The sequence below is a fragment of the Streptomyces sp. NBC_00028 genome (assembly GCF_045041065.1).
GTDB lineage: Bacteria > Actinomycetota > Actinomycetes > Streptomycetales > Streptomycetaceae > Streptomyces.
Genome location: NZ_CP108293.1, coordinates 8,845,418 through 8,864,698 on the forward strand (window position 1 = coordinate 8,845,418; position 19,281 = coordinate 8,864,698).

The following is a 19,281-nucleotide window of genomic DNA, read 5'->3' on the forward strand; positions in this document are numbered from 1 at the left end:
GGCGGGTGCTTTCCTGCCGCCGCACCGGTGCTGTCCTGGTGCGTCGGCCGTCGAGCGGGCGACTGATGAGTCATGACGAAGGATCAGTTGCTCACCCGGCTGCTCACGCGACGCCGGGCCCTGCTCGCCGGCGCCGCCGCCGTCGGGGCCGCCGGCACCGCCGGGCTGTTCGCGGCACTCGGCGGCGAGGACCCGGTCAAGCCCCCGCTGCCCGCCGCGGGACCCCCGGCCCGCCGCCCCCTCAAACCCTCCGCCTACCGGCTCCAGCCCCTGACCGGATACGGCCCGCCCCGCGCCGCCCCCGGCCGGACCCCGGTGCGCCGCGAACCGCTGCTGCGCGTGAACGGGCGCGGCCGCACCATGGTGCTGACCTTCGACGACGGTCCGGACCCCCGCTACACCCCTGCCATCCTGGACACCCTCGCCGAGTACGACGTCCGCGCCATGTTCTTCGTGTGCGGCGAGATGGCCGTCGACAACAAGGACCTGCTGGCGCGCATGTCCGACGAGGGCCACATCGTCGGCAACCACACCTGGTCCCACCCGCTGCTGACCCGCCTCAGCCGCGGGCGCATCCGCTCCGAGATGGAACGCACCAGCGACGTCATCGAGGAGGCCTACGGCGAACGCCCCCAGTGGTTCCGCGCGCCCTACGGCGCCTGGAACCGCACCGCCTTCCAGCTCGGCTCCGAACTCGGCATGGAACCCCTCGCCTGGACCGTCGACACCCTCGACTGGACCACCCCGGGCGCCGGCACCATCGAACGGCGGGTGGAGAACGGCGCCGCCCCCGGCGTCGTGGTGCTCTCGCACGACGCCGGGGGCGACCGCTCCCAGAGTGTCCGGGCGCTGCGCGACTATCTGCCGCGGCTTCTCGACTCCGGATATCACATCACCGTCCCAAGACGGCATTACGTGTAAATGCCGGTCACCCCCGCCCGGTCGGGGTTCGCTCAGCGGACCTCGACCAGGCGGGCGAAGGCGACGACGTTCCCGGCGTAACCGCTCTGTTTCGAGAAACCGCCCCCGCAGGTGATGACCCGCAATTCCGGGGTGCCCTTGGAACCGTAGACACGGTCGCCCGGGAAGTTGTTCTTCTCGAAGACCTCGATGCCGTAGATCTCGAAGATCGCCGTTTTCCCGTCCTTACGGCTGACTTCGACGCGATTTCCCTTCTTCAGGGCGCCGAGTCCGTAGAACACCGCGGGCCCCATCTTGTTGTCCACATGGCCCACGACGACGGCCGTGCCCTTCTCGCCGGGCGAGACGGCACCGGTGAACCAGCCGGCCAGGTTCGGGTCCTCCGGCGGCGGCGCGCCCACCCAGCCCTCGGTGTCGAGGCCGACCGGCATGACCGGCGCGTCCACCTGGATCGCCGGAATCCGCACCCGCTCGGGCTCGGCGAACGACAGCGGCGCCGCCGACCCGGAGAAGGCGCCGGGCACACGGCTGTCCGCCGCAGCCGCCGTCGCCGGCTGCGGCGGACCCACGTCGAACTCTCCCGAACCATTCCGAATGAGAGCGAGGCCGGTCAGCAGAACAAGCGCTATCACGCCCCAAGGAGCGCGCCGTTTCCGCTGCTCCTCCTCTTCGGCCAGATCGGCCAGCTCGGACGCAGACATTCGACTTCCCCTCTCGACGCGGCCGTCGCCACGTCATTCGCGCATACGAGCACGCTAAGTGCCGGGCACGAAACCGGCGACGGGGCAAAGGCGAACGGGTGGCCGCCAGGCGTGGGGGTGCGCCATCCGAGTTGACGCTCACAGGAAATTTCTGACGGTCCGTGACCTGCGACTATTTGTGATTGTGCGCTTTTCGCCCGGCGTGTCCGCTCACCAGGACGGACCATCGCCGAAATGCGCCCGCGCGCACGGCATCTGAGGGTCTTTCTGGGAGGCGCTTTCTCGCCGATCCACCGGGGACCGTTCCCGGGGCGTCTTCCGCGGAGGATCACATGCGTACCACCCGTGCCCTGGCGGCCTCTGCCGCCGCGGTCGCCGCTCTGGGCCTCGCCGCCCCCGCCGCCGTCGCCGACGGCATGAACACCCCGTCCAACGTCACCGCCCTGCCGAGCGCCATCGCCCGCGGCGGGCAGCTGACCATCACCGTCAACAACTGCTCCACGCCCGCGACCGCGAGCTCCGACGCCTTCCAGACGGTCAACCTGACCTCGGCGGGCGGCAACCTGGCGAGCGGTACCGCCAGGGTCAGCAACAACGCCCGACAGGGAACGCACAGCATCACGGTCACCTGCGCGAACGGGGTCATGACGAACCCGAACGCCTTCACCGTCATCGGCGCCGTCCGCGGCGGTCTCGGCGGCAGCAACTCCACCGGGGCCACCCCGACCGACGTGGCCATCGGCGGTGGGCTCGTCGCCGCCGCGGTCATCGGTGGCGGGGTGTTCTGGATGCGCCGCAGATCCGAGAAGCGCATCTGATCGGCCTCCTCGGAGTATCCGTTCGCACGTGACAGGCCTTCGCCCCGGAACCTCTTCCAAGGTCCGGGGCGAAGGCCTGTGCGGTGGGGCGCGGCGGGGTCAGGCGCCGTCGTCTCCGGTGCGGCGCCGGGAGAAGTGGTACGCCGCCCCGACCGAGCCGGCGATGAGCGCCGCGCCCAGACCGATCTCCTTGAGGTCGAAACCGGCGAGACTGCCACCCTCACCGGCGTGCACCCCGCGGTCGGGGTACAGCGTCGGGTTGAGCGGGGTGGTCGGGGTGGTGCGGCCGGTGGCGATGGTCAGTTCCGTCGAGCCGCTCACACCGTTGCAGGAGAACGTCACCTTGTAGACCGCGCCCGGTTTGGCGTCCCAGTCGACCACCGCCGCCGCCGACGACCGGTTGCCCGGGATGGTGATCGTGTCGAACACCCCCGAGCTGACGGTCGCGGACCCGGTGCAGCCACCGCTGTCCCGGTCCAGTTGCAGGGTGACCTGGCCGCCCGCGGCGATCGTGGAGGGCATGACGCTGAAGCCGAACGGCGTGATGTTGCTTTCGACGGCCGCCACGGCGGCCGGAGCGGAGAAGGCGAGGGCGCCTACGCCCAGCAGTGCGGCCGAAGCTACGCGTATCGCGCGCATGGTGAGTCCTCCGGGTCCCCGAGGAGCAGCCGCGGACCTTTTCCGCGTTGTGCCGGAAATGCACCTCGATGATCGGAACGCTAGGAAGGTACGCACATGTGCGCGAACGCTGTCGGGCGAATGGGGCACGGTTGTGGGCCGCTCGGGGGACGCCGACGGCGTGGCGCCGGGTTGCGGCGGTGGCCCTGGTGGTGGCGTCCCCTCCGGATGCCCGGCAGATGAGGGCCTGTCAGCCCCTGATGCTCGGGAACAGGTTCAGGAACGGTTCCGCCGACGCCGTGATGCCCCGGCTGTAGGGCGCGTCGAAGTCCCAGATCAGGAAGAGCAGGAAGGCGATCAGGGCGGAGAACAGCCCCGCGAGGATCAGCTCACGTGGCGTTCTGCGGATCTGGAGGGCCAGGACCATGCCGATGGTGATCACGGCCCCGGCGATCAGCCCGAACCACACCACCCCCGGCATCGTCGCCCCCATCGCGTTGGTCCGGGAGGTGCGCGCCGCGTCGGCCGCGGCCACCTGGTCGACCAGCGGCTGGTAGGCCTGGGCCTCGAAGTCGTTCGCCGGCTCGTAGTCGGTGACGTCCTGACGGAGCTTCTCCATCAGTTGGGTGCCGCGCTCGGTGACCTCGCCCGTGTCGGCCATCGTCTGCCACTCGGTGTTCACGACGTGTCCGACATAGGCGTTGACATCCTGCCGAATACGGTCACGGGCGTCGGCCGGATAGACCCGGACGCGCTCCGAGACCTCGTGCAGGGCGACGGCCTCCGCCTGGACGTGGTCCTGGGCCGCGCTGCGCCCCTCCCACACCCCGGCGATGGCCAGGCCCAGGACGATGGCGTACACCACGCCGATCCACATCGTCATGTACTCGATGACGTCCGGGGTCTCGTCGGGGTCCTCGTCTTCGGACGCCGCGCCATGGCGGACGACGACGATGACGACCACCACGGCACAGGCGGCCAGCATCGCGAGGGTGAGAACAAGCCATTCCGGCAAGGGGTGCCTCCAGGGATCAGCGCGGACGCAGCGCCGCGACGGCGGCGATCGCGGGCACGGCGATGAGCAGGACGAAGGTGAGCGGCGAGGTGCCGTGGTGCGGGGACCGCCGGGAGACGGGCGCGTGGTACGCCGGATAGCTCACCGGAGACGGGGTCGCGGACGGGCGGGGGGTCGGCTTCGGTGGCGGCTCGGGCTTCGGCTTCGGGGGCGGGGTCGGGGTGGGCGTCGGTGTGGGGGTCGGACGCGGTGCGGGGGCCGCCGGCTGCGTGGCGGGGGGTGGTGGGGTCGGTTTCGGCGTGGGCTTCGGGGTGGGACTCGCCTTGGTCGGCGTCGGCGTCGGCGTCGGGGTGGGTTTCGGGGTGGGTGTGGGGGTGGGCGTAGGTGTGGGCGTGGGGCACGGCGGCGGCGGAGTCGGGGTGGGGCACCCCGGAGGAACGGGCCAGGTCAGGCCGCTTCCGGCGACCGCCACCGCGACCGTGCCGTCCGGACCGGTCGACGCGGAGGCGCAGGCGTCGGCCCGCGCGGTGCCTGCCGGTACGCCGACGCACAGCCATGCCAAGGCCAGGGCGGTCAACACCCGTATGGCAGGGGCGTATTGGGTCGGTTCGGGTCGATGCACGACGCAGATCATGAACCCAGAACGCGCTTCGGTGCGTCCTGGTGGCGGGGGATTGCCCCGAAGGAGTGAGCGGGCCGTTTCGGGGTTTGAGTTCACCCGTGTCACAGCTTCCGAAAATAAATCTGTGCCCTGGTTGAACACAACAGCCACTTCCGTCCGTACTCATGGCCGTGCGGCGGCGCATAGGGCGCTGCAACACCCGTACCAATATGGGGAGTTGACGATGAAGACCTCCTGGCGGAGTGCATCGCTCGTGGCGAGCGCTGCGGCGGTGCTGGCGCTGACGACGGCGTGCGGCCAGGAAGCAGCCCCGTCCGCGAGCAGTCAGAACGTGGGAGCGACCGCCGCGGCCGGCGACTACGGCAACGCGGGCGCGGGTGCCGGCGTCGGCTCCGGTTATGGCAACGGGACCGGCGCGAGCCCTTCGGCGAGCAGCCCCGGGGCGAAGGCTGCCTCCGCCGGCAAGCTGGCCGTCGTCACCAACCCCGAGCTCGGCAAGGTGCTGACGGACAACGCCGGCCTCACCCTCTACCGCTTCGACACGGACACGGCCGAGCCGCCGAAGTCCAACTGTGACGGCGACTGCGCCACGACCTGGCCCCCGGTGCCGGCCGACGACGCCACGGCCGGCGAGGGTATCGACAAGTCGCTGCTCGGCGAGGTCACCCGCACCGACGGCAGCAAGCAGCTGACGATCGGCGGCTGGCCGGCGTACCGCTACGCGAAGGACGTCAACGCGGGGGACGTCAACGGTCAGGGCGTGGGCGGCAAGTGGTACGCTCTCGCCCCCACCGGCAAGAAGGCCTCGCTCGCCTCGCTGCCCGGACTGTCCACCCGTGAGGACCCCAACCTCGGTGAGATCGTCGTCGACAAGAACGGCATGACGGTCTACCGCTTCCTGAAGGACACCGCCTGGCCCGACCCGATCTCGCGGTGCACCGGAGCCTGCCTGGAGAAGTGGCCGGCGGTCGGCCCCGTGGAGGCCAACGACACCAAGGGCGTCGTGAAGAAGGGCCTGATGAGCTTCACCCGGCCCGACGGGGTCAAGCAGCAGACCATCAACTGCTGGCCCATCTACACCTTCGCCCAGGACAAGGAGCCGGGCGACACCAACGGCCAGGGCGTCGGCGGCACGTGGTATGCCGTCGCACCCGACGGAAAGCCGATCGGCGCGCCGAAGAAGTAGGGGCCGCCCTCCCGGCCTCCCCCCTCCGAAGGTGACCCGTCCGCCCCCTGCGCACCGCGCGCAGGGGGCGGACCGGTTTGCCGTGATTCACCGCTTCTATGGCAAGGTCAACTCGGCACGTGCCGCAGGCAGTGACCGGGAACGGACGGTCAATTTCCGTTTCAGCTCGCTCCTTTGGCAGGCGATCAGTAGCCTCAGCTCGAACACCGGATCGCCTGAAGCCTTGGAGAGCTAGATGGAGCGTCCCGCCTGGGCCCCACGGAGCATCGACATCTCGGTGCCCAGTGTCTCGCGGATCTACGACTACTACCTGGGCGGTTCGCACAACTTCGAGGTCGACCGGGAAGCCGCTCGCAAGGCGATGGAGTTCATGCCGGGGCTGCCCAAGATCATGCAGGCGAACCGGGCGTTCATGCGCCGTGCGGTCCGCTTCGCCGTCGACCAGGGCATCTCCCAGTTCCTGGACATCGGTTCGGGCATCCCGACCTTCGGCAACGTCCACGAGGTCGCCCAGTCCGCCGACCCCGACGCCCGCGTCGTCTACGTCGACCACGACCCGGTGGCCGTCGCCCACAGCCAGGCCGTCCTTGCCGGGAACGAGGGGACGGGGGTCGTCGCCGCGGATCTGCGCAAGCCGCAGGAGATCGTCACGAGCGCCGAAGTACAGCAACTGATCGACCTGAAGCGGCCGGTGGCCCTGCTTCTCGTTGCCATACTGCACTTCGTGGAAGACGAGGACGACCCGTACGGGGCGGTGGCCGAACTGCGCGACGCGCTCGCGCCCGGCAGCCTGCTGGTGCTCACGCATGCCTCGTACGAGGGAATCCCGCTGTCGGCGGAGCGGGCCGGGGGTGCGGTGGACGTGTACAAGGACATCCGCAACCCGCTGATCATGCGCTCGCGCGACGAGATCGCGCGGTTCTTCGAGGGGTACGACATGGTGGAACCGGGACTGGTGCCGATGCCGCGCTGGCGGCCGGAGACGGAGACCTGGGACCCTGACGACGAGGATCCCTGGGCGTTCTCCGGGTTCGCCGGCGTGGGGCGCAGCGCGTGAGCGCCGAGCCGGACGGGCCGGAGGACAGACTGCGCCGGTTCGCGACGATCTGGAGCCGGGCGGTGTTCCCGGTGACCACGACGTCCTCGACCCGGCCCGAGTTCGAGGCACAACTCCTGCCGCTGGCCCGCCGGTTGAGCGAGGCGCTGCGGACCAGGACCTTCGACGCCGACGCGGGCAGGTCCGTCGGGGCCGCCCTCGTCACGGTGCACTGCACCGACCCGGAGGCGCTGAGCCGGACGCTGGACTGCGTCGACGCCTACCTGGTGCTGTACTGCGGCGGCGGCGGCGACCAGGAGGACCTGCGGGTGCGCGCCTCCCGGCTGCAGCACGCCATGGCCGCCGGGTTCGCGCAGGCCCTGCGGGAGCGGACGCTGGCCGAGCAGGAGGCGATCTCGGCGGCCGCCCTGAAGGCGCAGGGTGTGGTCGCACAGGCGCTGCACGCGAGCGAGGCCCGCTTCCGCGCGGTCTTCGAGGGCGCGGCCATAGGAATCGGCATGGCCGACCTGGAGGGCAACATCCTCCAGGTGAACGAAGCACTGCTGCGGATGTTCGGCATCACCGAGCAGAGGATGCTCGGCCGGAACGTGGCGGAGTGGACCCACCCCGAGGACGCGCCCCAGACCTGGACCCTCTACGACGAGCTGGTCCGCGGCGAGCGCGAGCACTACCACGTCGAGAAGGCGTTCTCCCGCCCCGACGGAACGGCCCTGTGGACCAACCTGACGGTCTCCCTGCTGCGCGACGCGGACGGCGCCCCGCAGTACCAGCTGGCGCTGATGGAGGACACCACCGAGCGCCGGCTGCTCAACCTCAGGCTGCGCTACGAGGCCACCCATGACGCGCTCACCGGCCTGCCCAACCGCACGTTCTTCTTCGAACGCCTGGAGAAGGCGCTCGGCGCGGGCGAGGGCCAGCGGTTCGGCCTGTGCTATCTCGACCTCGACGGCTTCAAGACCATCAACGACAGCCTCGGCCACGCGGCCGGCGACCGGCTGCTCGTCGAGGTGGCCGACCGGCTCCAGTCGTGCACGACCGCGCCCGGCGAGATGGTCGCCCGTCTGGGCGGTGACGAGTTCGTGGCGCTGACGACGGGGACCGACACCGAGCGCGAGGTCGACGAGCTGGCCTCCCGGATCATGCACGCGCTCATCGCCCCGATCAGCGTCGACGGCCGTGACCTGACCGTGCGCGGCAGCATCGGCATCGTCGAGGGCCCGGCGGGAGAGCGCAGCGCGGCGGAGGTGCTGCGCAGCGCCGACATCACGATGTACCGGGCCAAGGCCTCGGGCGGCAACCGCTTCGAGCTGGCGGACGCGGAGGCGGACGCCCGCGCCATCACCCGGCACGGCCTGACCACCGCCCTGCCGACCGCTCTGGAGCGGGGCGAGTTCTTCATCGAGTACCAGCCGCTGGTCCATCTCGGCGACGGCAGTGTCCGCGGTGCCGAGGCACTGGTCCGCTGGCTGCATCCGCAGCACGGCGTGCTCGGCCCCGACCGCTTCATCCCGCTCGCCGAGCACACGGGCCTGATCGTCCCGCTGGGCCGCTGGGTCCTGGAGCAGTCCGTCCGCCAGGCCCGCGACTGGCGGGAACGCCACACGGACGCCGGCCCCCTGCGCATCAACGTCAACCTGTCGCCCTGCCAGCTCACCCACCCCGGCCTGGTGCAGGACACGGTGGACATCCTGGAGCGCACCGGTGTCGACCCGGACGCGCTGTGCCTGGAGGTCACCGAGTCGGCGCTGATCGGCGCGGACGACGACCTCCTCAAGCCCCTGCGCCGGCTGGCGGAGATGGGCGTCGACATCGCCCTGGACGACTTCGGCACCGGCTACTCGAACCTGGCGAACCTGCGCCGCCTGCCGGTGAGCATCCTCAAGCTGGACCGCTCCTTCACCCAGAGCATGCAGCAGTTCCCGGCCGACCCCGTCGACCTCAAGATCGTCGAGGGCATCGTCTCCCTCGCCCACAGCCTGGACCTCGCGGTCACGGTCGAGGGCGTGGAGACCGGCGCCCAGGCCGAGCAGCTCCGCATACTGGGCTGCGACACGGCCCAGGGCTGGTACTACGCCCGCCCGGGCCCACCGGACCGACTGCACGAACTGGCGCTGGTGGACGCGACGGGGTGAGGGCCGCGCGCCGGCCGGAGCGGTGGCTGTCCGGTGCCCCCCTTCCTACGATCGAAGAGGGGCCACCGGCACCCTGAGCGGAGGGAGCGCGGACATGGACATCACCAACATGCGTCGGCTCTTCGAGGCCCACCGCGAGGCCGAGGCGGCGCGCGACATCGACTCGGTCCTGCAGACCTTCGCCGACGACTGCTTCCTGGAGACCCAGGCCCTGGGGCTGCGCAGTCAGGGACGGGCCGCGGTGCGGGCCGCGTACGAACAGCAGTACTTCATCGCCTTCCCGGACCTCTCCCCGCGGGACGAGGGCATCGCCTTCGGCGACGACACCATCGCCGTGTGGGGAACCCTGCGCGGCACCAGCCTGGGCGACTGGCTCGGTGTGCCGCCCGGCGGAGGTGCCTTCGAGGTGCCCTTCGCCAACGTCGTCCCCTTCAGCCAGGGCCTCATGGCCGGCGAGACGATCTACTTCGACCTGGCCACCCTGTGCGAACAGGCGGGGATCCCGCTGGACGCCGTACGAGAGGCCGCGGCGGAGCGCAGGGCGGGGTAGGGGGCCGTCACCTTTCGAGCAGCATCCGCTGCAACTCCCGGGCGGCTCGCGGCGGGGCCACGTCGCTGCGGTGGGCCAGGGCGATGGTGCGGTGCAGGCCGGGGCGGGTGAGGGGGGTGACCCGCAGGCCCCGTCCGGAACGTGCCGCCACCATCCGGGGGACGACGGCCACGCCCAGTCCCGCCCGCACGAACCCGAGCACCGCGTCCATCTCGCCGCCCTCGACCGCGAAGTCCGGCTCGAAGCCCTCCGCGCGGCAGGCGGCCACCGTCAGCTCGCGCAGGTCGTAGCCGTGCCGGAACATCACCAGGCGTTCGCCCTCCAGGTCGGCGACGCGTACGGTGCGGCGCCCGGCGCCCGGCTTGGGGGCCTCCGGGGACGACACCACCACCAGGTCCTCCCGCAGCAACTCCACCGTGGTCAGCGCCGGGGACGGGGTCGGGAGCGGGAGGACGACCAGCGCGAGGTCCAGGGCGCCGCGGGCCAGTTCACGGACCAGGTCGTGGGAGCCGCCCTCCTCGATGAGCAGGCGGATGCCGGGATAGCGGTCGTGGAAGGCGCGGAGCACGTCCGGGAGCAGCCCGGTGCACAGGCTCGGGGTCGCGCCCAGGCGGACCCGGCCGCTGCGCAGCTGGACCAGTTCCTGCACCTCGTGCCGGGCCGTGTCCGCGTCGGCCAGGATGCGGCGGGCCAGCGGGAGCAGGGCCTCGCCGGCGTCCGTGAGGGTGATGTTGCCCCGGGCCCGGAGGAACAGATCCGCCCCCAGCTCCCGCTCCAGCGCCTTGATCTGCTGCGAGAGCGACGGCTGGGCGACATGGACCAGGTCCGCGGCCCGGGTGAAGTGCCGGGTCTCGGCGACGGCCACGAAGTACTGGAGCTGCGTGAACTGCATCCTCGTACGATAGCCGCAGTCTATGGAATCAAGCTGTTCCATGTCTTGGACCGATCGGGCCCTTCGGGCCTAGCGTCTTGAGCCATGGCACTGGCAACGCGGACGGACCGACGACCGTCCATGGCACGCACCGTGTGGGACAGCTCCGTCGGCAAGAAGACCGTGATGGCGGTCAGCGGGCTGATCATGCTGCTGTACCTGGTCGTCCACATGATCGGCAACCTGAAGATCTTCTTCGGGGCGGGGGAGTTCAACCATTACGCGCACTGGCTGCGCACGGTGGGTGAGCCCTTCATGCACTACGAGTGGACGCTGTGGCTGATCCGCGTGGTGCTGGTGGTCGCGGTCGTCGCCCATGCCGCCTCGGCGTACCAGCTCAGCCGCCGCGACATCAAGGCTCGCCCCACCAAGTACGTGCACAAGAAGCCGCGGGCGAGCTACGCGACCCGCACCATGCGCTGGGGCGGCATCATCCTCGGCCTCTTCATCGTCTGGCACCTCCTCGACCTGACGACCGGCACCGTGCACACGGGCGGTTTCCAGGAGGGCCACCCGTACCAGAACGTGGTGGACACCTTCTCCACCTGGTACGGCAACGTCATCTACATCGTCGCGATGCTGGCTCTGGGCCTGCACGTCCGGCACGGCTTCTGGAGCGCGGCACAGACCCTCGGCGCCGGCAGCCGCACCCGCGACCGCGCCCTGAAGGCCACGGCGAACGTCCTCGCGCTGCTGCTCACGGCCGGCTTCATCGCCGTACCCGTGGGCGTCATGACCGGAGTGGTGAGCTGAACATGACCTCTTACGCGGAGTACGCGACCGGCGCGCCGGTCGTCGACACCAAGGCGCCCTCGGGGCCCGTCAACGAGCGCTGGGACACGCGCCGTTTCGAGGCCAAGCTGGTCAACCCGGCCAACCGGCGCAAGCACACCGTGATCGTGGTGGGAACGGGACTGGCGGGCGGCTCGGCCGGTGCCACGCTCGCCGAACAGGGCTATCGCGTCGTCCAGTTCTGCTACCAGGACTCCCCGCGCCGCGCCCACTCCATCGCCGCGCAGGGCGGCATCAACGCGGCCAAGAACTACCGCAACGACGGCGACTCCGTGCACCGGCTGTTCTACGACACCGTCAAGGGCGGCGACTTCCGGGCCCGCGAGTCCAACGTCCACCGGCTCGCGCAGATCTCCGTCGAGATCATCGACCAGTGCGTCGCCCAGGGCGTGCCGTTCGCCCGCGAGTACGGCGGGCTGCTCGACACCCGGTCGTTCGGCGGGGTGCAGGTCTCGCGGACCTTCTACGCCCGCGGCCAGACCGGTCAGCAGCTGCTGCTCGGTGCCTATCAGGCGCTCAGCCGGCAGATCGCCGCGGGGAACATCGAGATGCACCCGCGGACCGAGATGCTCGACCTGATCGTCGTCGACGGGCGGGCGCGCGGGATCGTGGCGCGGGACCTGATCACCGGGAAGATCGACACCTACTTCGCGGACGCCGTCGTCCTCGCCAGCGGCGGCTACGGCAACGTCTTCTACCTGTCGACCAACGCGATGAACTCCAACGCCACCGCCGTCTGGCGGGCCCACCGGCGCGGCGCGTACTTCGCCAACCCCTGCTTCACCCAGATCCACCCCACCTGCATCCCGCGCACCGGCGACCACCAGTCCAAGCTGACGCTGATGAGCGAGTCGCTGCGCAACGACGGCCGGATCTGGGTGCCGAAGGCCAAGGGCGACGACCGGCCGCCGAACAGGATCCCCGAGGACGAGCGCGACTACTACCTGGAGCGCATCTACCCGTCCTTCGGCAACCTCGTCCCCCGTGACATCGCCTCCCGCGCCGCGAAGAACGTCTGCGACGAGGGCAGGGGAGTCGGGCCTGGTGGGCAGGGTGTCTACCTCGACTTCGCCGACGCCATCCAGCGCATGGGACGCAAGGCCGTCGAGGCCAAGTACGGCAACCTCTTCGACATGTACGCGCGGATCACCGACGAGGACCCGTACACGGTCCCGATGCGGATCTACCCCGCCGTGCACTACACGATGGGCGGTCTGTGGGTCGACTACGACCTCCAGACCACCGTCCCCGGCCTGTTCGCGATCGGCGAGGCCAACTTCTCCGACCACGGGGCGAACCGGCTCGGCGCTTCCGCACTGATGCAGGGGCTCGCCGACGGCTACTTCGTCCTCCCCGCGACCATCAACGACTACCTCGCCCGCAACCCGCACCAGGACGAGGTGAGCGCCGAACACCCCGCCGTGCAGGAGGTGTTGGCCGAGACGGAGGACCGGCTCCACCTGCTCCTGTCCGTCGACGGCGACCGCACCCCCGACTCCTTCCACCGCGAAGTCGGCGAACTCATGTGGGAGTTCTGCGGCATGGCCCGCACCGACGCCGGACTGCGCAAGGCGCTCGAGCGCATCCCGCAGATCCGCGAGGAGTTCTGGCGCCGCATCAAGGTCCCCGGCACCGGCGAGGAGTTCAACCAGTCGCTGGAGAAGGCCAACCGGATCGTCGACTACCTGGAACTCGCCGAGCTGATGTGCCTCGACGCGCTGCACCGCGCCGAGTCCTGCGGCGGCCACTTCCGCGAGGAATCGCAGACCCCGGACGGCGAAGCGGCCCGCCGGGACGAGGAGTTCGCCTACGCGGCCGCCTGGGAGTTCACCGCCACCGGCGAGGCTCCCACCCTGCACAAGGAAGACCTGGTCTTCGAGTACGTCCACCCCACCCAGCGGAGCTACGCATGAAGCTCACCCTGCGCGTCTGGCGGCAGAAGAACGCCGACGCCGACGGCGCCATGTCCACGTACGAGGTGGACGGCATCTCCTCCGACATGTCCTTCCTGGAGATGCTCGACACCCTCAACGAGGAGCTCATCCTGCGCGGTGAGGACCCCGTGGCCTTCGACCACGACTGCCGCGAGGGCATCTGCGGCGCGTGCAGCCTGGTCATCAACGGCGACGCGCACGGACCCGAGCGCACCACCACCTGCCAGCTGCACATGCGGTCCTTCGAGGACGGCGACACGATCGACATCGAGCCGTGGCGGGCCTCGGCGTTCCCCGTGATCAAGGACCTGGTCGTGGACCGGTCGGCCTTCGACCGGATCATCCAGGCCGGCGGCTACATCACCGCCCCGACGGGCGCCGCGCCCGAGGCCCACGCGACGCCAGTGCCCAAGCCGGACGCCGACTTCGCCTTCGAGCACGCCGAGTGCATCGGCTGCGGGGCGTGCGTCGCCGCGTGTCCCAACGGAGCGGCGATGCTGTTCACCTCGGCCAAGGTCAACCACCTCAACGTCCTGCCGCAGGGCGCGCCCGAGCGCGAGACACGGGTGCTCGACATGGTGGCGCAGATGGACGAGGAGGGCTTCGGCGGCTGCACCCTCACCGGCGAGTGCGCCACGGCCTGCCCGAAGGGCATCCCCCTGGTGTCGATCACGGGCATGAACAAGGAGTGGCTGCGGGCCACGCGGAAGGCCGCCAAGAGGTAGACCGCACAACGACGTTCGCCGACAGAGCGCGGACGGGCGGGGCCGGGAGTGGTGCTCCCCGGCCCCGTCTCGCTTTTCCGGCCTCGATAGCCTGTGCGCATGATCTTCGGAAGTCAGACGCGGGAGCGGTTCCTCGGCGCCGTCGCCGGATTCGAGACCGCGGTGCGCGGCCAGGACCCGGACGGGGCCGAGCGCGCGTTCCAGGAGATGCACGCAAGCCTCGGCGAAGCGAGCCCGCACGAGATCGCGCAGGCCGCCCCGCGGCTCGCGGCGCTGCTGCCCGAGGTGCCGCCGGGACCCCGGGGCATCGTGGCGGTGATCGTCGGCGCCTGCGTGGAGCGCGGTGCGGGCCCCCGGCCCTGCGCACCGTACGTCTTCGTGGAACTGGCCGAAACCCTCGCCGAGGTGGGGGAGTTCTGCGAACGCTGGCAGGAGACCGGTGGCGGCGACCACCCGCACCCGGACGACAGCGACGCCCATCCGGTCCTCTTCGAGCGGGTGGGACCCGAAGCGGCCCTCGCCTGGCTGTCGTTGCCGCAGTTCGAGATGGCCTGCCTCGCCCTGCTCAACCACTCCCAGGTGCGCAGCGCGCTGGACGGCTCGCTGCGCGCCCGACTGGTGCGGGCGATCACGACGGTCGAGGAGACGACCGGGCACCAGTTCAAGTGCCTGAAGTACGCGCTGCTCGTCCTCGACGACGAACCGCTGGTCGTCCTGCACCGCCCCTCCGGCACCGGGTACCGGATGCGCATGGGCGGCATAGGGGACAACTTCCAGCTGCACACCCTCCTCGCGGACGTCCTGGTCGGCGGCGGCCATGTGCCGGGCCGGGCCCCGTCGCCGCAGGAGGCCGCCGTCTGCCGCGACGCACCCGGACAGGTGCACACCGTCGGCTCGTTCAACCTCATGACGCCCGGCGGGGAATGGGTGTGGAACGAGGGCACGCCCGCCGACATCCCCGTTGTCGACGGTGTACGCCTGCTCGTCCTTGACCCGCCCGCCTACGAGCGCAGCTGGCCCTCGGGCCGCTTCTTCCCGAACATGACCGGGGACCTCGTCCTGGAGCGCGTCCTCGACGAGGCGGAGACGCGCTACTGGCTGGGAGGTTGCGTCCCGGCCACGTGACGGCCACGGACCACGGCGTTCAACAACCCCACATCCCGGCTCCCGCCACCGGTCATGTACCGGCCAGACGGCATCGGAAGAACAGGTACGCGCAGGCCGTACCCGCCGGCCTGCTCTTCCCCCTCAGGCCGAACCGGCCCGCGACCTGGAGTGAGCCATGACCGCCGTATCCGCTCTGGACTCCCCGCCCCTCTCCGCCGCCCCCACCCGGTACACCGTCACCCTCGCCCGCGACGAGGCCGACGTCCGGGCCGCCCAGCGGCTGCGGCACGACGTCTTCGCCCGCGAGATGGGCGCCCTGCTGACCAGTCCCCAGCCGGGGTACGACGTCGACGCCTTCGACGCCTACTGCGACCATCTGCTCGTCACCGACACCCTGACCGGACAGGTCGTCGGCACCTACCGGCTGCTGCCGCCCGAGCGGGCCGCCGTCGCCGGACGGCTCTACTCGGAGGGCGAGTTCGACCTGACCCCGCTCGACGCCCTGCGCCCGGGCCTCGTCGAGGTCGGCCGCTCCTGTGTGCACCCCGACCACCGGGACGGCGCCGTCATCGGGCTCATCTGGGCCGGGATCGCCCGTTACATGATCGACCGGGGCCACGAGTGGCTGGCCGGCTGCTGCTCGATCCCGCTCGCCGACGGGGGCGCCGTCGCCTCCGCGACCTGGGACCGGGTGCGGGCCAGGCACCTGGCACCGGAGGAGTACCGCGTGCGGCCGCTGCTGCCGTGGGTCCCCGGTGAGACAGCCGCCGTACCGGGTGAGCTGCCCGCACTGCTGCGCGGCTACCTCCGCCTCGGTGCCTGGGTCTGTGGGGAGCCCGCCCACGACCCGGACTTCGGGGTCGCCGACCTGTATGTGCTGCTGTCGATGCGCCGGGTCAACCCGCGCTATCTGCGGCACTTCCTCTCCCTCGTACCGGCCTGATGAGCGGCTGGCTGCCCAGCGCGCCCTGCACTCCGGGGGCGTGCGTGGAGCCGACCGGGTCCGCGATCGCCGTACCGCGTGCCGTACTGCGGCTGGTGGCGGTCGTGGCCCTGGTGGGTGCCGGAGTCGTGCTCTCGCCGCTCGGCGGACGCATTCCCGCCGGTGCGGTGCGGCGGTGGTGCCGGTGGATCGTACGGGCCGCCGGGGTCCGGGTCCGGGTCACCGGCGCCGCCGCTCCCGTCGGCGGCACGCTGCTGGTCGCCAACCACATCTCCTGGCTGGACATCCCGCTGCTCGCGGCCGTGCGCCCGGCGCGGATGGTCGCCAAGGCCGAGATCCGGCGGTGGCCGGTGGCGGGGGCGCTGGCCGCCAGGGGCGGGGTGCTGTTCATCGACCGGGACCGGCTGCGGGCCCTGCCGGACACGGTCGCCCGTATCGCCGGGGCGCTGCGTGCGGGGCAGGCGGTCGTGGTCTTCCCCGAGGGCAGCACCTGGTGCGGACGTGCCCAGGGCCCCTTCCGCCGGGCCGCCTTCCAGGCCGCCCTCGACGCACGGGCCCCCGTCCAACCGGTGCGGCTGCGCTACCGGTCGGCGGGCGGTACGGCCACCACCGCGCCCGCCTTTGTCGGCGAGGACACGCTGCTCGCCTCGCTGTGGCGGGTGGTGTCGGCGCGGGGGCTGGTGGCGGAGGTGGAGGTACGGGACGCCATTCCGGCCGGGGTCCACCTCGACCGACGTTCGCTCGCCCGCGCCGCGCAGCCGGAGGCGTCCGGCCACCGACCGGGCTGGATCCACTCGACGGCGGTGGCCGTGGGGCGGCTGCCGGAAGATTCCCCCCGCGTCTCGGAGGAGGTCGGCGTGGCGTGACCGCCGGGTGTGCGCGGGGACTTCAGCCCAGGGCCCGCGCCAGATAGGCCGCGGTGGTGCTCCCGCTCGCGCGGGCCACCTCCGCCGGAGGCCCCGCCGCCACGATCCGGCCGCCCGCGTCACCGCCGCCCGGGCCCAGGTCGATCACCCAGTCCGCGCCCGCGACGACCGACATGTCGTGCTCCACGACGACGACCGTGTGCCCGGCGTCGACGAGGCCGTGCAACTGGCGCATCAGGACGTCGACGTCGGCCGGGTGCAGGCCCGTGGTCGGCTCGTCGAGCAGATAGAGGGTGTGGCCGCGGCGGCCGCGCTGGAGTTCGCTCGCCAGCTTGATGCGCTGTGCCTCGCCGCCGGAGAGTTCGGTGGCGGGCTGGCCGAGGCCCAGATAACCGAGGCCCACGTCGAGCAGCGTCCCCAGGCTGCGCGCCACGGCGGGCGTGGCCGCGAAGAACTCCGCCGCGGACTCCACCGTCAGGTCCAGCACCTGCGCGATGTTCCGCCCCCGGTACGTCACTTCCAGCGTCTCGGGGTTGTAGCGGGCCCCGCCGCAGTCCGGGCACGGGGCGTAGGTGCTCGGCAGGAACAGCAGCTCGACGCTGACGAACCCCTCGCCCTGACAGGTCTCGCAGCGCCCGCCGCTGACGTTGAACGAGAACCGCCCCACCCCGAAGCCGCGCCGACGGGCCTCCTCGGTGCCCGCGAACTCCTTGCGGACGACGTCGAACAGGCCGGTGTAGGTGGCGAGGTTGGAGCGCGGAGTGCGCCCGATGGGCCGCTGGTCGACCGAGACCAGCCGGCCCACGCCCGCGAGATCCTCGGTGATCTCACCGATGAGCGTGGACTTCCCGGAACCGGAGACGCCGGTCACGGCGGTGAGGACGCCGAGCGGGAACTCGGCCGAGACGGCCCGCAGGTTGTGCCGGGTGACCGGACCGACCTTCAACTGCCCGCTGGGGGCGCGCACTTCGCGTACGGGCGCGGGCGAGCGGTCGAAGAGGTACCGGGCCGTGGCCGACCCCTCGACCGAGGCCAGCTCCGCCACCGGGCCGCTGTGCAGCACCCGGCCGCCGTGCTCACCGGCGAGCGGACCCACCTCCACCAGCCAGTCCGCCCCCCGGACGACATCGAGATGGTGCTCCACCACGAACACGGAGTTGCCCGCGGCCTTCAGCCGCTCCAGGACGGCTCGCAGCGCCTCCGTGTCGGCCGGGTGCAGTCCGGCGGAGGGCTCGTCGAGGACGTAGACCACACCGAACAGACCCGAGCGCAACTGGGTGGCGAGGCGCAGGCGTTGCAACTCGCCCGCTGACAGGGTCGGGGTCGCGCGGTCCAGGCTGAGATAGCCGAGACCGAGTTCGAGGACGGGCGCGACACGGGACTTGAGGTCCTCGGTGAGGACGCGGGCGGTCTCGTCGACCGCGTCGAGATGCCCGGCCAGGTCGGCGAGCGGCAGGGCGGCCAGCTCGGCGATCGTGTGCCCCGCGAAGGTCACGGCCAGGGCCTCGGGGCGCAGCCGGCTGCCCCCGCAGCCCGGACAGGGCGCACTGCTGAGGAACCGCTCGGCCTTCGCGCGCAGGGTCGCGCTCTTGGAGTCCGAGAAGGTCTTCATGACATACCGGTGGGCGCTCATGTACGTGCCCTGGTAAGGCCGTTGGATGCGTTCGGCGTCCCGTACCGGGTGCACGGTGACGACCGGCTGCTCCTCGGTGAACAGGATCCACTGCCGCTGCTCGGCGGGGAGTTCACGCCAGGGCCGGTCCACGTCGTACCCGAGGGCGTCGAGGATGTCCCGCAGGTTCTTGCCCTGCCAGGCGCCCGGCCACGCGGCGATCGCGCCGTCACGGACGGACAGGGACGGGTCGGGTACGAGCAACTCCTCGCTGGTCCGGTGCACTTGGCCAAGACCGTGGCACTCCGGGCAGGCCCCGGCGGCCGTGTTGGGCGAGAAGGCGTCCGAATCGAGCCGCTCGGCCCCCGGCGGATAGTCGCCGGCCCGGGAGAACAGCATCCGCAGTGAGTTCGAGAGGTTCGTGACCGTACCGACCGAGGAGCGCGAGGTCGGCGCCGCCCGCCGCTGCTGGAGCGAGACGGCCGGCGGCAGTCCGGTGATCTCCCCGACCTTCGGCGCGCCGACCTGATGGATCAGCCGGCGCGCGTACGGTGCCACGGACTCGAAGTACCGCCGTTGGGCCTCCGCGTACACCGTCCCGAACGCCAGGGACGACTTCCCGGACCCCGACACCCCGGTGAACACGACCAGCACGTCCCGTGGGATGTCGACGTCCACACCTTGGAGGTTGTGCTCTCGGGCGCCTCGGACACGGACAAACGGGTCATGTGGGGTGTGCATGAGGGGGAAC

Annotated in this window: 18 protein-coding genes; 12 read left to right on the top strand and 6 right to left on the bottom strand. The window is 71.3% G+C overall.

Annotation, left to right across the window (positions count from 1 at the left end):
• Positions 1-72 precede the first annotated feature (72 nt).
• The gene (locus OG885_RS40020) at positions 73-921 is read left to right on the top strand and encodes a polysaccharide deacetylase family protein (protein WP_405740726.1); all 849 of its coding nucleotides are present in this window, start codon (positions 73-75) and stop codon (positions 919-921) included.
• A gap of 32 nt (positions 922-953) precedes the next feature.
• On the opposite strand, the gene OG885_RS40025 is transcribed toward OG885_RS40020, so the two are convergent.
• Positions 954-1,622 (bottom strand): class F sortase, encoded by a 669-nt coding sequence (locus OG885_RS40025; protein WP_399963752.1) that lies wholly within the window; start codon positions 1,620-1,622, stop codon positions 954-956.
• Between the two features lie 332 nt (positions 1,623-1,954).
• On the opposite strand from OG885_RS40025, the gene OG885_RS40030 reads away from it, so the two are divergent.
• Positions 1,955-2,440 (top strand): hypothetical protein, encoded by a 486-nt coding sequence (locus tag OG885_RS40030; protein ID WP_405740729.1) that lies wholly within the window; start codon positions 1,955-1,957, stop codon positions 2,438-2,440.
• Between the two features lie 99 nt (positions 2,441-2,539).
• On the opposite strand, the gene OG885_RS40035 is transcribed toward OG885_RS40030, so the two are convergent.
• The 3 genes from OG885_RS40035 to OG885_RS40045 all read right to left on the bottom strand — a co-directional run bounded on the left by OG885_RS40035 (position 2,540) and on the right by OG885_RS40045 (position 4,218).
• The gene (locus OG885_RS40035; RefSeq protein WP_405740732.1) at positions 2,540-3,079 is read right to left on the bottom strand and encodes a hypothetical protein; all 540 of its coding nucleotides are present in this window, start codon (positions 3,077-3,079) and stop codon (positions 2,540-2,542) included.
• A gap of 229 nt (positions 3,080-3,308) precedes the next feature.
• Complete coding sequence (locus OG885_RS40040; protein WP_405740735.1) at positions 3,309-4,073, bottom strand: DUF4239 domain-containing protein; 765 nt, start codon at positions 4,071-4,073, stop codon at positions 3,309-3,311.
• Between the two features lie 16 nt (positions 4,074-4,089).
• The gene (locus OG885_RS40045; protein ID WP_405740738.1) at positions 4,090-4,218 is read right to left on the bottom strand and encodes a hypothetical protein; all 129 of its coding nucleotides are present in this window, start codon (positions 4,216-4,218) and stop codon (positions 4,090-4,092) included.
• Between the two features lie 700 nt (positions 4,219-4,918).
• Here OG885_RS40045 and OG885_RS40050 point away from each other — a divergent pair.
• The 4 genes from OG885_RS40050 to OG885_RS40065 all read left to right on the top strand — a co-directional run bounded on the left by OG885_RS40050 (position 4,919) and on the right by OG885_RS40065 (position 9,620).
• Positions 4,919-5,881, top strand: coding sequence for an SCO0930 family lipoprotein (locus tag OG885_RS40050; protein WP_405740741.1), 963 nt, complete (start codon positions 4,919-4,921; stop codon positions 5,879-5,881).
• A 235-nt stretch (positions 5,882-6,116) separates the two neighbouring features.
• Positions 6,117-6,938, top strand: coding sequence for an SAM-dependent methyltransferase (locus tag OG885_RS40055; RefSeq protein WP_405740744.1), 822 nt, complete (start codon positions 6,117-6,119; stop codon positions 6,936-6,938).
• The gene (locus OG885_RS40060) at positions 6,935-9,070 is read left to right on the top strand and encodes a putative bifunctional diguanylate cyclase/phosphodiesterase (protein WP_405740747.1); all 2,136 of its coding nucleotides are present in this window, start codon (positions 6,935-6,937) and stop codon (positions 9,068-9,070) included. The genes OG885_RS40055 and OG885_RS40060 overlap by 4 nt, the downstream gene beginning before the upstream one ends.
• Positions 9,071-9,164: 94 nt before the next feature.
• Positions 9,165-9,620: an ester cyclase gene (locus OG885_RS40065; RefSeq protein ID WP_405740750.1), complete on the top strand. Its 456-nt coding sequence runs from the start codon at positions 9,165-9,167 to the stop codon at positions 9,618-9,620.
• A 7-nt stretch (positions 9,621-9,627) separates the two neighbouring features.
• On the opposite strand, the gene OG885_RS40070 is transcribed toward OG885_RS40065, so the two are convergent.
• Positions 9,628-10,512 (bottom strand): LysR family transcriptional regulator, encoded by an 885-nt coding sequence (locus OG885_RS40070; protein WP_399963767.1) that lies wholly within the window; start codon positions 10,510-10,512, stop codon positions 9,628-9,630.
• A gap of 120 nt (positions 10,513-10,632) precedes the next feature.
• Here OG885_RS40070 and OG885_RS40075 point away from each other — a divergent pair, with 120 nt between their 5' ends.
• The 6 genes from OG885_RS40075 (at position 10,633) to OG885_RS40100 (ending at position 16,918) form a co-directional block, all read left to right on the top strand.
• Entirely contained in the window at positions 10,633-11,304 is a 672-nt protein-coding gene (locus OG885_RS40075) for a succinate dehydrogenase (protein WP_405740753.1), read from the top strand.
• 2 nt (positions 11,305-11,306) lie between these two features.
• On the top strand, positions 11,307-13,256 hold the full coding sequence (locus OG885_RS40080; RefSeq protein WP_405740756.1) for a fumarate reductase/succinate dehydrogenase flavoprotein subunit: 1,950 nt from the start codon (positions 11,307-11,309) through the stop codon (positions 13,254-13,256).
• Positions 13,253-14,002 (top strand): succinate dehydrogenase/fumarate reductase iron-sulfur subunit, encoded by a 750-nt coding sequence (locus tag OG885_RS40085; RefSeq protein WP_399963773.1) that lies wholly within the window; start codon positions 13,253-13,255, stop codon positions 14,000-14,002. Before OG885_RS40080 ends, OG885_RS40085 begins: the two co-directional genes overlap by 4 nt.
• Positions 14,003-14,101: 99 nt before the next feature.
• Complete coding sequence (locus tag OG885_RS40090) at positions 14,102-15,127, top strand: hypothetical protein (RefSeq protein ID WP_405740759.1); 1,026 nt, start codon at positions 14,102-14,104, stop codon at positions 15,125-15,127.
• 157 nt (positions 15,128-15,284) lie between these two features.
• A complete protein-coding gene (locus OG885_RS40095; RefSeq protein WP_405740762.1) occupies positions 15,285-16,052 on the top strand; it encodes a GNAT family N-acetyltransferase in 768 nt (255 codons plus the stop codon).
• Positions 16,052-16,918: a lysophospholipid acyltransferase family protein gene (locus tag OG885_RS40100; protein ID WP_405740765.1), complete on the top strand. Its 867-nt coding sequence runs from the start codon at positions 16,052-16,054 to the stop codon at positions 16,916-16,918. Before OG885_RS40095 ends, OG885_RS40100 begins: the two co-directional genes overlap by 1 nt.
• Before the next feature lie 22 nt (positions 16,919-16,940).
• Here OG885_RS40100 and OG885_RS40105 read toward each other — a convergent pair whose 3' ends face one another.
• Positions 16,941-19,271 carry an ATP-binding cassette domain-containing protein gene (locus tag OG885_RS40105; RefSeq protein ID WP_405740768.1) on the bottom strand — a complete coding sequence of 777 codons (2,331 nt, stop codon included), beginning with the start codon at positions 19,269-19,271 and terminating at the stop codon, positions 16,941-16,943.
• Positions 19,272-19,281 lie beyond the last annotated feature (10 nt).